We start from the raw sequence: 13693 nt of genomic DNA, 5'->3' as shown, positions 1-13693 counted from the left end.
CCACCGTTATTTCGTCGCCTTCAGCATGCGGTCATACGCCTGCTTGTAGACACTCAGGATCTTGTCGATACCCAGCTTCTTCTGTTCCTCCACGAAGCCGTCCCATTCCGCAAGGCTCCGGTTGCCGAGAATGAACTTTGAGAGATTCTCATCGCGATTTTTATTAAGGGCGTCGCCAACCGTGCTCAAAATCTCCTGTTCCTCGGCGGTAAACGCCGGCTTCGGCTGCTGGGTGTTGTCGTACTTGCCCACTTGCTCATACGCTTTTTTCAGCTCGGGAGAGGCAAGCGAGATATGGGCGTCATAATCGAACCAGGCATATGCGCCGTCGGAAGACAACCCCGTTTTCTTCCTCAGATCGGACACATCCTTGTAATCGCCGATGAAAACCTTCTTCCCGTTCTCCGTCTTAAACGTCTCGCCTTCCTTGCCCCAGCTTACCAGCGTTTTGCCTTCCTCCGTGAAGAAGAAGTCCAGATACTTGACGATATCCTTCGTGTTTTTGGATTTGGAGGAGATCATCAGCCCTTCTTCCGATACTTGCGTAAACGCATTTTTTTGCGGGCCGCCGGTCCAGCCTGCCGGAGGGGCCATGAATGACAGATTGAAGTCCGGATTGTCCTTGCGCAGAGCGGAGTTGTAGAAGTCGATCCGGCCGATGTAATCCAGCGTCACAAATCCGCGGTTCGTCGACATCATATCCTGCCAAATTTTCGTATCGACTGTCAGAAAGTCGGGCGGTATCAGCTTCTCCTTATAAAATTTGTTCATATACGTAATGAGCGTCTTGAAATTGTCCTGCGTCGGTCCATATTTCCAGTCCTTGCTCGCCGCGTCGTAGTACACGCTTGGGACATCCAGGCTCAGCGTCGCGACGACATCGAAGGAAGCGCCGAAATTTTGCAGATAGCGGAGGCCGTTGCGGAATGTCAGCGGATAGCTGTCCGGATACAGCTCCTTCAGCTTCTTAAGCGTCGTGTACAACTCATCCCATGTCGCAGGCTGCTGCAGGCCGTGCTTCTTGAAGATGTCCTCTCTGTACATCCAGATCATCCGGTTCGTCTCGCCGATGCCCTGATTCGGCAGCACGTACATCTTGCCGTCGGAAGCGATCGCGCTTTGCGCCGCGGCGGGGTATTTTTCCATCCATTTTTTGAAATTGGGCATATCGTTCACATGATCGAGAATGTTGACGAGCGCGCCCTGCTGCCCGTATTTGTCGGCCGTCGCTTTCGTTTGCGTAAACATCAGATCGGGGAGCGTGCCCGATGCCATCGTCAGGCTGAGCGCATCCTCCATCTTGCCGCCCGGCGGAGTTTGCACCTCAAGCGTGACGCCCGTCTTCTCCTCCAGATACTTCCAAACCGGCCAGTCCTTCGAATAGGGCCAGCTCGGGTTGCTGTAATTCAGGAACGTAAACGTTTTTTTCCCCGGCGCCGCGGAAACCTGACCGGGTGAATCGGTCCCCTTGTTCACAGTCTCCGGCTCTTTGCTTTCCCCCGAACATCCTGCGAGCGCGGTAACGCCTACGGCCAGTGCAAGCCACGATGAAACTGCTTTTTTCATGGATAATGCCCCTCTCTGATTATTGGATAAATGTACTCAGCCTTTGATCGACCCGATCAGCGCGCCCTTGGCGAAATATTTTTGCAGAAACGGATAAACCATTAGAATGGGCAGTGTGGATACGATAATGGTAGCGAATTTGAGCGACTCGTCGACCAGCATCGTGTCGCCCCCGATATTCGTAGCCTGGCTGGAGCTGCTGACCCCCTGCAGCACGATGTTGCGCAGCACCACCTGCAGAGGGAACAAGTCCGAGCTCCGCAAGTACAGCATCGCCGAGAAGAAGTTGTTCCAGATTGCGACCGCATAGAACAGGCCGATGGTAGCCAGGATCGCTTTGGAGAGCGGCAGCGCAAGCCGGAAAAAGACGCCTACGTCCGTCAGCCCGTCCATCTTGCCGGATTCCTCGACTTCCTTGGGCAGTCCGGCGAAAAAAGTGCGCATGACGATCAAATTCCAGGTGCTTACCGCGGTCGGCAGCACCATGCCCCAGATCGTATCGACCAATCCGTAGCTCTTGACGACCAGGAAAGTCGGAATCATCCCGCCGCTGAAAAACATCGTCACCACGATCATGATCATAAAGCCGCGGTAAAACAGCAGATCCGTTTTGGATATGGCAAACGCTCCCGCCGACGTCACAAGCAGCGAAATTGCGGTGCCGAGCAAGACATAGATGATCGTATTCAAATAAGATCGCAATATCAGCGGGTCCTGCAGAACGATGCGGTACACATCCAAGTTAAGCCCCTTCGGCCATAGAAAAACCTCGCCCTTCAGCACATGGACGTTATCGCTCAAGGATACGGCGATCATGTACACGAACGGGTACAGCGTCACCAGCACAACCCCGCTGAGCAGGATGAATAATAGGATATCGAAACCGCTTACTTTCTGCCGCATGCCGGGCGCCTCCCTCCTACCATAAGCTTGTCTCGCTGGTTCTCCGGCTAACCCAGTTAGCGGTAAGAATAAAGATCAAATTAATCAGGCTCGTGAACAAATCGATAGCCGTCGCATAGCTGTAATTCCCTTTCTCAATCCCTGTACGGTAGACAAAGGTGCTCAATATATCCGCCGTTCCGTAGATAGCCGGATTCAGCATCAGGAACACTTTCTCGAAGCCGATCTCCAGCACGCTGCCTACGTTCAGGATCAGCACGATAATAATCGCCGGCCGAATGCCCGGCAAGGTGACCTGCGTCATCTGCTTCCAGCGCCCCGCTCCATCCATCTTGGCCGCTTCGTACAGCTGGGGATCGATGGATGTCAGCGCGGCGAGGTAAATGATCGTCTCCCAGCCCACATGCTGCCAAATCTCCGACAGCACATAAATGCTGCGGAACATCTTCTCGTTGGCCATAAAATTGACCGGCTCAAGGCCCATCCATTCCATAAGATGATTGACGATGCCGCTGGACGGCGACAAAAACAACACGAGCATACTGACGACTACGACATTCGATATGAAATGCGGCAAATAGCTGACCGTCTGCACGAATTTCTTAAACGCCATCTGCCTGACCTCGTTGAGCAGCAGCGCCAGTATGATCGGAGCCGGGAAGCCGAAGATCAGCTTGTAGACGCCAAGCAAAAATGTGTTGCGGATGAGCTTGAAGGCGTCGGGGCTTTCAAAAAACATCCGGAAATACTTGAGCCCTACCCAACTGCTCTCCCATATCCCCTTGAACAGGTTATAGTCCTTGAACGAGACGATGATACCGAACATCGGCACATACTTGAACAGGATATAATAGAGCAATGTCGGCAAAAACAACAGAAGGAGATATTTGCTTCTGGACCATTTTTTTAGAAATTCGCTTTTGCTTGCTGCCAGCTGCATCGGTTCACTCCTCCAACCCTTTCATTCTGCTTGCTTTTTTTCATACAGGCACTCCTTCCTCTCGGTTTGTCTGCACATCATGACCCGCACCCCCGGCAATTCGGCATGCGCTCGTTTGGCTCATCCCCATCGTAGCAGACCCGTTCGGCCAATGAGTATGATCTTATTTCCGGAACCTTGACCCGGCTTATGATTTCATGGCAAAAAAGCCTCAAATCATAAAGAGAGTCAAGTTTCATAAGATTTAATGTTTGTTCGCCCGAAAATCTCTGTGATATAATTCTCCCTGCATTTACTTACAAGGAAGCGGGGCATGAGACGATGAAGTTCGCCAAGATCACCAATACATCGCTTTTTCTGGCATTGTGTCTCAGCTTCGGCGGGATCATTGCTCTGCTCATGTCTTTCAACTATTTATCCTACTCCTTTTTCCGCGAGAATCTGCGGGAGAACATTATCAAGAGCAACAGCCTGAACTTAAATACGACTGTCGCCAATTATGAGAAAAATCTCGTTCAGCTCAAAAGCTACCTGATGACCTATTTATTCAAAAACGATACGCAAGCGGTTGCAGGCACCCGGGACCGTCCTATCGATTACGAATTGTTCCGCAAAGTCCAGATGGAGCTGCAGGTTACGTTAAACAACTCGATTTTGTACATAGACAATATTTTTTATTTTTTCAAAAACAAGCAGCTGCTTATCGACAAAAACGGAACACGCGACGTGGAGACGATGTTCTCCAAGCTTTACGTCAGCCCGACGTATAATGCGTCCTTTTGGAATCAGGAGATGACCAGGGCCCGCGGCTTTCATATTTATCCCGGCGAAACGTTCCAGGAGCAAACCTCCTTCCAGCATTCGTCGCATGGCGTATTGCTTCCGGTTCTGGTCAAAAGTCAGTTTGACGATCAATTCGGCCTCGTGGCCTTGCTGGACGGGACGGCCATGTACAAGTCGTTCCACCAGCCGGTCGAAAACGGCTGGTTTTATATGTTTGACCAGGACGGCAAGCAGCTCTTCGCCTCTTCCGACAGATCGACCGGCAGCGATCCGGCCTTTGCCTCCCTGACGGGACAAGGACATATGGAACGGGGCGACGTCATTTATGTGTACCAGAGGGCGCAGGATTCCGGTTATCTCTATGTCGATATTATCCCGGTGGCGCATATTTCCGAGCAAATCAAAAAGCTTAATCTTGTATTCATTTTATTTCTCGCCGCCGCTCTGCTCCTGAGTCTGATTATTGCGCTATTTATCGCCAAACGATTCCAGAATCCATTGACCGGCCTCATGCAGGCGATCGAGCAAAACGGTCAATTTCTGCTGTCCAAACAAAGCCGGATCAAGGAATTCAAGTTCCTTTCCGATAAAATCAACGATTTGTTCCAGGTGCACCGGAGCATCCATCGCGATCTCGATGCCAAAAATTCGTTACTGCAGCATTACGCCTATATCAGCAGGCTGAAAATGATCTCCGCCAACTTGTCCGACATCGAGATGGCCATCGACAATGACCGTCCGTACCGTCTGCTGCTGCTGCATCTGGCCCTGAAGGATCAGGAGCAGACCGAGCTGAATATTGAGCCGCACCGCGCCTATTCCCTGATACAGGAATTGATCCGGCTTAATATGACAAGCGCCAGGCCGGACTCGCTGACCTTCCAGACCGAGCAGGATCATATCCTGACGATCCTCTTCGAGCATCCGAACGAGCCGATCGATACAGGCGAGCTGCTGGAATCGCTGAGAACCGTGCTGCAGCCCGAGGTGCTGTACTTCAACTTCACCATCGGCCTAAGTCCGCTCCAGCTGCATGCGAGCCAATTCGCCGCAACCTACGAGCTGGCGGTAGAGCTGGTCAAGCAGCGCAAGCTGAACGAAGACATTCAAGTTTTCACCGAGCTTGCTCCCGTCCCGCTTCCGATGGTCCCTACGCTGGCCCAGGAGCAGGAGCTCGCGACGCATCTGCATGCGGGCAATGCCGCCATCTGCATAACGCTTGTCAACAAACAGATCGAGCAGCTGCATAAAGCGAATGCTCCGGCTTCGCACATCCAGGCCTTCGGCAAACAAATGATCGACAAGACCATCAAAGCGGTATACGCCATGAACTTGTCGATTCCGGGCTATGAGCAGGTCAGAGCGCCTTATGAGGAATTAAAGAAATGCTATACCGCCGAGCGCTGCCAGCTGTTTTTCGAGCGATTCCTTACCGCCTTCGGCGAGGCGGTCCGGCTAAAAAAAGAGGCGGCCGAAGCCGATTATGTGATCACCTTCGTCAAGGATTACGTCGAAGCCAACTACGGCCAGGACATCTCGCTCGAGCATTTGGCTCAAAAGCTTAACCTTACAAGCTCCTATTTGTCCGCCTATTTCAAGGAAAAGACCGGCACCAATCTGAGCGAATATACGAATGCGCTGCGCATGAACAAAGCTATGGAGATGCTGCGGAATACCGATCTCAAAATCCAGGATATTGCAGCCCTGGTCGGCTGTTTCACCATAGCTCCGTTCAACCGGGCGTTCAAGCGCTATACCGGGCAAACGCCTACCGAATTCCGCCGGTCTCAGCAAGCCCTGAATTGAGACGGACCGGCACTTATAAAATGACAACAAGCCGACCTTCCGGCGCATGCTCCGGAAGGTCGGCTTGTTTAGTGCTCGGGTTCTCCTTTATGGCTCCCGTTGCGGTATTCCTGCGGCGTGAAGCCTGCCACCGACTTGAACATCTTGATAAAATAACTGTGATTGTCGTAGCCGAGAGCTTCGCCGATCTTGGCGACCGACAAATTCGTCTGATCCAGCAGCTCCTTGGCCCGGTTCACCTTCATCCGGTTCACATATTCGATGAAGGTTTCCCCGGTTTCTTTCTTGAACAGGCGGCTGAAGTAGCTCGGATTCATGAACAGGCTCTCCGCCACCTCGTCCAATCCGATCTTGCGGTGCAGGTGGAGGGATACATAGTGGCAAGCGTCCAGCACCTCCGAACGCTTGCTCAGCACCTTGGCGTCCTCGACGACGACGAGAGACGACTCGAAGAAGTCGATCAGCCAATTTTCCATCTCTGCCAGCGTATCGGTCTCCAGTATTTCGCGGTGCAGGATATCGACGGAGAACTGGCTGCGGAACATCTGCATCGACTGCAGCTTCAGCTTCAGATCGAGTACCAGCTTCAGCATCCAGTCCTTGACCGTCTCCGGCCGGAACCTGCTCTCCCGCAGGAATCCGATCCAGCGCCCGACCACCGGGCGCACATTGGCCGGATTCCCCCCGATCATCATTTCCCTGAAATTGTTTAACGCGTCGTCGTACAGGCCGAATAAATCGGCGGTTGAGTGAAGGGCCGCCGCTTTCTTCTCGATCGTCCGGGGCATCATATAGAAACGCTGCCCGCTGGAGCCGAGCAGCTCGGCCAGCTCGTGCCGGATCGCCGCCGGCTTGCCGGTAGCCACTCCGATCAGGAAGGAGAGCTGGAGCTTCAGCGTACGCTCGACGGCCGTCTGCAGCTTGCCCAGCACAGCGGCGGCGCGGTCGTACGGATTCGTCTTGATCCCTCCGTGATAGGGAAGCATAATGAACGAGCGCAGCGCATCATAGGTGAAATGAACGGCTTCCGGCTCTTCCTCCCGCAGCACTTCCTCCACAATGTTATGAATAGCGAAGCGGAGCACGTCATCCGAGACGAACCGCTGCCGCGCGGCCCGCTGACCGTCGATATAGAGCGCGATGGGCAGACAGGTCCGGCCGGCGACATGCAGGCCGAGCGCCTCCGCTTCCAGCTCCCAGGCTTCCTCGCTGAGCATCGGATCATGGATCGTGCCGCGGATAAACGCCTCCTTATGCCGCTCCCGGCTGCGGTCCACCATATGCCTCAGCTGCTTCTGCCGCTCGGAGCGGTTCGTCTCCTCGTCCAGACTTGTCTTGAACTGCTCCAGCAGCTTGCGCACGTCGGCCGGGTCCAGCGTATCCTTCAGCAGGTAGTCCTGAATATTCATCTTCATCGCCTGCTGCGCATACTGGAATTCGCTATGGCACGAGAGAATGGCGACACGCAGGTCAGGACGGATCGCCTTGAGCTCCCGAACGAGCTCCAGCCCGTCCATCTTGGGCATCCCGATGTCGGTGACGACCATATCCGGCATCTCGCGCTTGGCCGACTCCAGAGCGAGCGCCCCGTTCTCGTACAAGCCGATCAGCTCAAGCCCCAGCTCAGACCAGGGAATGGTGTTCGACAACAGCTCAAGCACAGGGTAGTCGTCATCCACCAGCATGACTTTATACATGTGCGCTCTCCTCCTGTTTCGGAATAAATAATGTTACCGTAGTCCCGGCTCCCGGCTCGCTGTGCAGCTCCATCCGAAACTCCTGGCCGAAGGTCATGCGCAATCGTTCGTACACGTTGGCCAAGCCGATGCCCGAGAAGCCTTTGCCCGTCTCCGGCGCCTGCTCGCTTTCCGCCGAATAACGGGACAGTTTAGCTTGAAGAGCGGCCAGCTCCTCAGGCTCCATGCCTTTGCCGTCATCCTGCACGCGGATGAGGATGCCGCCGTCCTCCGCCGCCGCTCCCAGCATAATCGTCCCGGCCTGCTGGCTCAGCCCGTGGATGAGCGCATTCTCGATGATCGGCTGCAGGAAGAAGCGAGGCACGCGCTCCAGGAACACCTCGACGGCGACATCCAGCTGCAGATCGACCTTCTGCTTCTGCCGCATATTCATCAGCTTGACATAATCGACGACGATCTCGACCTCCTCATGCAAGGAGATCGTCCCGTTATCCTGGATCGTCATCCGCAGCAGCTTGGACAAGGAGCTGATCATATCGGCGCTTTCCTTGTCGCCGCGACCCAGCACCTTCATCCGGATGGAATTCAGCACATTGAACAGAAAGTGAGGATTGATCTGCGCCTGCAGCATATTCAGCTCCGCCTTGCGTTTCCTCGCCTGGGTAAGCGTTACCTGGACGAGCATGTCGGATATGCGGTCCAGCATCTGATCGAACGACTTGCCCAGCCGGCCGATCTCATCCTGTCCGCGGATGGAGGAGCGGACGTCGAGATCGCCCTTCTGCACAAGCACCGCCACCTTATCCAGCTTCACGAGCGGGCTCGTGAACGCGCGCAGCGCCACCAGCAGCAAGACGAAGAACAAGGCGAACGAAATGAGCTGGAACGTAAATACATTCTGAAAGATGGCATTAATCTTCGAGATGGCCGACTTGTACGGCGTAAGCGATACCAGCTTCCAGCCGTTGAACTTGATCTCCGAGGCCGTGATCAAATATTCCTTGTCCTGCATCGTCACGATATCGGACTGCCGTTCCTGGGCCTGCTTCAAGAGCGGGAAGTGCTGGCCGATCCGCCGCGAATCGATATGAGACAAAATCCGGTCGTTATTATCGACAAGCAGCATCTCATGCCCTTCCGGAATATCTTTGAAATATTTATGGAGATCGCTCTCCAAAATCGTGACCACCATATAGCCGTTGATGCCTTCCGGCAGATGCCGCCCGACCGTCAGCTGGTACGGGCTGATTTTTTTGAACGGCTCAAACGCATTGGGCGTCGTTCCGACCCAATAGGAGTTCAGCCCGGACAATCCCTTGACATCGCCGATCCATGGCTCCTTGAGCAGATTTTTGGGATCGAAATCGGCAATCTGGTAGTTCATCAGAAAAACGGCGTCGTTCAGCACGATCGTAACGAAGCTCCGGTCCCCCGCATATGTCAGGCTGTCGATCGTATTCGTCACTTGCCTCCTGGCCTGGTACTCCTCGTAAATGACATTGTCGGTCGTAAACTGCCCCACGCTCAGCTGCTTGAGCGCAAGCAGCATGTCGGGATCGACAACCTGAATGTAGTTGCACAGGTACATCATGTGGTTCAGCACATTGGTCACATGTCCGTTCACAAGCTGCAGGGTCTGCTGGGCATTCGATACCGCCTGCTCCTTCACGGCGTCGCGGGTCAAATAATTATAGACAACCATCGTAACGAGCGCAGGAAGCAGAATGCACATCACCGACACGACCATCAGCTTCGCGCGAAAGGAACGGAACCATAAAGAACGAAGCCATCGCATACCGATGCGGCCTCCTTTCGAATAGAACGGAAAGAGAGGAAGAATCATCTCCCTCTCCTCTATTGTATATGATCGGCTGTCTATATAGGAAGCTCCCAGTGCCAGGTGCTCCGCCAGGCATTAGCATTGGCATCGGCATCGGCATCGAAGGAGCAATCCGGCCATCGGCTGTCAGCCCTTCACGCCTCCGAGCGCGATGCCTTCGATAACGCTTTTCTGCCCGATAATGAACATGATGAGCAGCGGGAAGATGGCGGATACGGCGCAGGCCATAATCAGCGAGTAAAATTCGCCGTTGATGGACGCGAACTTCTGGATGGCCAGCGGGATCGTATACAATTTATCTGTCCGCAGGAAGATCAGCGGGTTCTGGTAATCGTTCCACGTCCAGATAAACCGCAGGATCGCATAGGTCGCAACCGCAGGACGAACAAGCGGGAGCGCGATCTGCCAGAAGATCCGGCCATGTCCGGCGCCGTCGATTTTGGCCGACTCGATATACTCGTTATGCAGCCCCATGAAAAACTGGCGCAGCATAAACGTGCCGAGGACGCTGAAGCAGCCCAGGAAGATCAAACCCATATGGCTGTCGAACAACCCGATATTGCGATACAGGATGAACTGCGGCACGAGCATCGCCTGGCTCGGCACCATGTACGTGGCGAGCACGATCAGGAACAGCCATTTGCCGGCAGGAAAATCGATTTTGGAAAATCCGTAAGCCGCCAGCGCCGAGACAATGCAGGAGATCAGCGTCGTGATGACGGACACCTTGATCGAGTTCCAGTAGTACAAGTAGAACGGGTTGGCGCCCAGCCAAATTTCCTTGTAGTTTTCGATCGCATGCCAACGGGTGGGAATCCATTCGATCGGATACTTGAATACGTCGGTCTCAAGCTTAAAGGAAGTGGACAGCATCCAGATGAACGGCAGCAGGAACATCAGACTTATAAGAAACATAATGACGGTAATAATCACTCTTGAAGCACTTATCGGTTCTCTTACCTTGCGCACGACGGCACCTCCTTAGTAGTTGACCCATTTCTTCTGACCGAGCCACTGCAGCAGCGTAATGATCAGCACGCATCCGAACAGTACGACAGCCATGGAAGAAGCGTAGCCGATGCGCAGATTGATGAAAGCCGTTTCGTACAAATACCAGACGAGCATGCTCGTCGATTGAATCGGCCCCCCTGCGGTCAGCACAGCGATCAAGTCGAACACCTTGAAGGTCGAGATAATCCCGGTAATGAGCAGGAAGAAGGTTGTAGACGAAAGCATCGGCAGCGTAATGCTGCGGAACTGCACCCAGGCGTTGGCTCCGTCGATATCGGCCGCTTCGTACAAGTCTTTCGGAATCGACTGAAGACCCGCCAAGTATATGATCATGTTGTAGCCGATGGAAATCCAGACGGAGATCATCATGACGGACAGCAGCGCGTAAGCGGGGTCCGCGATCCATTTGGGCGGATTGTCAATGCCGATGGACATGAGAAATTGGTTGACCGGACCGGCGGAAGGGTGGAACAGCACCTGCCAGACGATGGCAACGGCGACTACGTTGGAAATATAAGGCATAAAGTAAGCGACCTTGAAAAATCCTTTCATGTAAACATACTTATTGATCAGGATCGCCAGCACCATGGAAATAGCCAGGTAAATCGGCACAGTAAGCAGGAAGATGAAGTTGTTTCTCATGGAAATCAGGAAGCTGTCGTCGGCGAAAAGCTTGGTGAAGTTGTCCAAGCCCACCCATTTGAAGCCGTTCAAGCCCGCAACGAAGTTCCAATCCCCGAAGCTGAGCACGAATGTCGCGATGATCGGCAGCAGCGTCAGCACGGTAACCCCGATCAGCATCGGGCTGACGAAAAGAAAGCCGGCCAAACTTTCCTGTCTGCGCAGCGCGCTTGCTTTGTATTTGACTTTCACGGTATGTTCCCCACTTTCAGTTTGAAGTATCGGCAATGTTGTATCTTATGGGCTAATTATAGAAAATCCGCGGATAGTCAAGATAACGTTATTTTGATTTTTTCCGAGTCTATTTTGACCAGTTGCGCTACAGCACATCTAACCGTGGGACAAATGAAGTATAATCAACCCATCAATTCAAGGAGGCTTGCCGAACTATGAATACCTGGCATTTACCGATCACCGCTAACCCGCTTCGTTCCCGGGAAGACCTGCTCGCGGCCTTCCGTCAGCTGAGCGGGCCGCTTCAGCCTTATTTCAGTCCGGGGGGCGCGCGGCTTGAGCTGGGCAGCACCGGAACGAGCTATTCGCATGACGTCGCCGGAATGGAGGGTTTCTCCCGCGTGCTCTGGGGGCTTGTCCCGCTGCTTGCAGGCGGCGGCGAGGGCGGCTGGCTGTGGGACATCTATGTACGGGGAATCGTCCATGGGACCGATCCCGGGCATGAAGAATATTGGGGCGAGGCCGCCGATTATGACCAGCGGCTGGTGGAGATGGCCGCCTTCGGCTTTATGCTCGCTCTCGTCCCGGACAAGGTTAAGAATGCCTTGTCTGCTCCGGAGCTTGAGCGGCTGGCGGCTTGGCTCGACCAGATCAGCAGACGGAAGGTTTGGGACTGCAACTGGCTGTTTTTCCGCGTGCTGGTGCAGGTCGGATTCCGGCGGGCCGGTCTGCCGTTCGATCGGGAGCTGACCGACCTGACCTTGGATCAGCTCGACCGATTCTACCTCGGCGACGGCTGGTATGCGGACGGCATCGGCGGTCATAGCGATTATTATGTGCCGTTCGCCATTCATTATTACGGGCTGATCTACGCGGCGCTGATGGGGGAAGAGGATCCTAGGCGGGCGGAGCTGTACAAGACCCGGGCCCGCTTGTTCGCCGGCTTGTTCGTTCATTGGTTCGACGATAACGGCGCGGCGCTCCCGTATGGCCGCAGCTTGGCTTACCGATTCTCGCAGGCCGCGTTCTGGAGCGCGCTCGTCTATGCCGGCGTCGATGCGCTTCCGCTAGGGGCTGTCAAGGGGCTGATCCTGCGCAATCTCCGCTGGTGGTTCCGGCAGCCGGTCTTTCACCGCGACGGCGTATTGTCGATCGGCTACGCCTACCCGAATCTCGTGATGGGGGAAAACTATAATTCGCCCGGCTCGCCCTACTGGGCGTTCAAAACGTTCCTGCTGGCCGCGCTGCCTGACGATCATCCGTTCTGGGAAGCGGAGGAGCTGCCTTTGTCGGCGCTGGAGCTTGCCCCCGTATCGGCGCAGCAGGCGCCGCATCTGCTGCTCTGCCGGGACAGCGGCAGTCCGGAGGCGGGGACGGCTCCCCATCTGATCGCTTTCAATACCGGTCATCCCGGGAGCAATGAGCATACGCATACGTCAGCCAAATACGAGAAGTTTGCATATTCGACCTTCTTCGGCTTCAGCGTGCCCCGCGCCGAATGGGGGCTGAGCCAGGGAGCGTTCGACTCCATGCTTGCCTTGTCCGAGGGGGATAACCAATATCGCGTGAAGCGCACAAGCGTGGAAGCTTTCTTGACAGAGGGGCTAGTCTATACGAAGTGGCGGCCGTGGAACGATGTGGAGGTTCAGACATGGATCATTCCGGGCCTGCCGTGGCATATCCGGGTTCACCGCGTGGATACCAAGCGCGTGCTCGACGCAGCCGATGGAGGATTTGCGCTCGGACTGGAGCGCCCGGGCGGCTGGGCGGCCGCGGGAGGAGCCGATCGCGCGGCTGCGGATCAAGGCGGCAATTCCGCAGCGGCGACCGCTTGGCCTACGGGCGGCTTGAAGCAAGAGGCAAGCTCGCGGGGCGAGGGCGAGATCGGGGCCTGGGCCGCGCAGGCTTGGGGGCTTAGCGGGGTGCGCTGCCTGTATGGCGGGGGCACGAGCGAGCTGATCACGCCCCATGCGAATACGAATCTGATGAATCCGCGCACGGTGATTCCGACGGTTCGTACACGCCTGGAGCGTGGCGTCCGCTGGCTGGCTACCGCCGTCTGCGGGGAGCCGCTGGACGGCAGCGCGGGCGCCCGGGCCGGACTGCCGGTCCGGCTCTGCGAACGCCCCGATGCGCCGTATGCGCTCGTGCAAGGCGGCGAGCTGCTCGTCTACCGCAGCCCGGCCGAGCCGGAGCCGGCGTTCCGCCGCCGGCTGGAGTAGCCGGGCTGCCGTATGTTGATAAAAGGCCGAGTCAGGGCGGACGCTTGCCCTGACTCGGCCTTTTTGGGTT

Annotated in this window: 9 protein-coding genes; 2 read left to right on the top strand and 7 right to left on the bottom strand. The window is 55.2% G+C overall.

The window, feature by feature from the left end:
• Window positions 1-6 precede the first annotated feature (6 nt).
• Genes BLR08_RS06810 through BLR08_RS06800 form a run of 3 tightly spaced genes read right to left on the bottom strand, consistent with a single transcriptional unit; the run spans window position 7 to window position 3409 of the window.
• On the bottom strand, window positions 7-1566 hold the full coding sequence (locus BLR08_RS06810; RefSeq protein ID WP_072328416.1) for an extracellular solute-binding protein: 1560 nt from the start codon (window positions 1564-1566) through the stop codon (window positions 7-9).
• A gap of 36 nt (window positions 1567-1602) precedes the next feature.
• Window positions 1603-2469, bottom strand: a complete 867-nt coding sequence (locus BLR08_RS06805) for a carbohydrate ABC transporter permease (protein WP_072328415.1) — start codon at window positions 2467-2469, stop codon at window positions 1603-1605.
• A gap of 16 nt (window positions 2470-2485) precedes the next feature.
• The gene (locus BLR08_RS06800; RefSeq protein ID WP_072328414.1) at window positions 2486-3409 is read right to left on the bottom strand and encodes an ABC transporter permease; all 924 of its coding nucleotides are present in this window, start codon (window positions 3407-3409) and stop codon (window positions 2486-2488) included.
• Between the two features lie 321 nt (window positions 3410-3730).
• On the opposite strand from BLR08_RS06800, the gene BLR08_RS06795 reads away from it, so the two are divergent.
• Window positions 3731-5998: a helix-turn-helix domain-containing protein gene (locus tag BLR08_RS06795; protein WP_072328413.1), complete on the top strand. Its 2268-nt coding sequence runs from the start codon at window positions 3731-3733 to the stop codon at window positions 5996-5998.
• A gap of 68 nt (window positions 5999-6066) precedes the next feature.
• On the opposite strand, the gene BLR08_RS06790 is transcribed toward BLR08_RS06795, so the two are convergent.
• From BLR08_RS06790 to BLR08_RS06775, 4 genes are all read right to left on the bottom strand, one after another.
• Window positions 6067-7695: a response regulator transcription factor gene (locus tag BLR08_RS06790; protein WP_072328412.1), complete on the bottom strand. Its 1629-nt coding sequence runs from the start codon at window positions 7693-7695 to the stop codon at window positions 6067-6069.
• The gene (locus BLR08_RS06785) at window positions 7688-9490 is read right to left on the bottom strand and encodes a cache domain-containing sensor histidine kinase (protein ID WP_072328857.1); all 1803 of its coding nucleotides are present in this window, start codon (window positions 9488-9490) and stop codon (window positions 7688-7690) included. Before BLR08_RS06785 ends, BLR08_RS06790 begins: the two co-directional genes overlap by 8 nt.
• A gap of 171 nt (window positions 9491-9661) precedes the next feature.
• Window positions 9662-10450 carry a carbohydrate ABC transporter permease gene (locus tag BLR08_RS06780; protein ID WP_072328855.1) on the bottom strand — a complete coding sequence of 263 codons (789 nt, stop codon included), beginning with the start codon at window positions 10448-10450 and terminating at the stop codon, window positions 9662-9664.
• A gap of 66 nt (window positions 10451-10516) precedes the next feature.
• Entirely contained in the window at window positions 10517-11419 is a 903-nt protein-coding gene (locus tag BLR08_RS06775; RefSeq protein ID WP_256257419.1) for a carbohydrate ABC transporter permease, read from the bottom strand.
• Between the two features lie 197 nt (window positions 11420-11616).
• Between BLR08_RS06775 and BLR08_RS06770 the strand changes: the two genes are divergently transcribed.
• A complete protein-coding gene (locus tag BLR08_RS06770; protein ID WP_072328411.1) occupies window positions 11617-13623 on the top strand; it encodes a DUF2264 domain-containing protein in 2007 nt (668 codons plus the stop codon).
• The last annotated feature ends 70 nt before the right edge of the window (window positions 13624-13693 follow it).

Origin of the sequence: Paenibacillus sp. cl123, from assembly GCF_900101595.1 — a bacterium.
Lineage (GTDB): Bacteria > Bacillota > Bacilli > Paenibacillales > NBRC-103111 > Paenibacillus_G.
The sequence above is the reverse complement of the archived record's forward strand: the minus strand, read 5'-3'. Positions and strand labels throughout refer to the sequence as shown.

What these genes read in the sequence shown, in the direction of transcription:
- BLR08_RS06810 (WP_072328416.1), bottom strand. Translation starts at nt 1,566, where the DNA reads ATGAAAAAAGCAGTTTCATCGTGGCTTGCACTGGCCGTAGGCGTTACC.
- BLR08_RS06805 (WP_072328415.1), bottom strand. Translation starts at nt 2,469, where the DNA reads ATGCGGCAGAAAGTAAGCGGTTTCGATATCCTATTATTCATCCTGCTC.
- BLR08_RS06800 (WP_072328414.1), bottom strand. Translation starts at nt 3,409, where the DNA reads ATGCAGCTGGCAGCAAGCAAAAGCGAATTTCTAAAAAAATGGTCCAGA.
- BLR08_RS06795 (WP_072328413.1), top strand. Translation starts at nt 3,731, where the DNA reads ATGAAGTTCGCCAAGATCACCAATACATCGCTTTTTCTGGCATTGTGT.
- BLR08_RS06790 (WP_072328412.1), bottom strand. Translation starts at nt 7,695, where the DNA reads ATGTATAAAGTCATGCTGGTGGATGACGACTACCCTGTGCTTGAGCTG.
- BLR08_RS06785 (WP_072328857.1), bottom strand. Translation starts at nt 9,490, where the DNA reads ATGCGATGGCTTCGTTCTTTATGGTTCCGTTCCTTTCGCGCGAAGCTG.
- BLR08_RS06780 (WP_072328855.1), bottom strand. Translation starts at nt 10,450, where the DNA reads ATGTTTCTTATAAGTCTGATGTTCCTGCTGCCGTTCATCTGGATGCTG.
- BLR08_RS06770 (WP_072328411.1), top strand. Translation starts at nt 11,617, where the DNA reads ATGAATACCTGGCATTTACCGATCACCGCTAACCCGCTTCGTTCCCGG.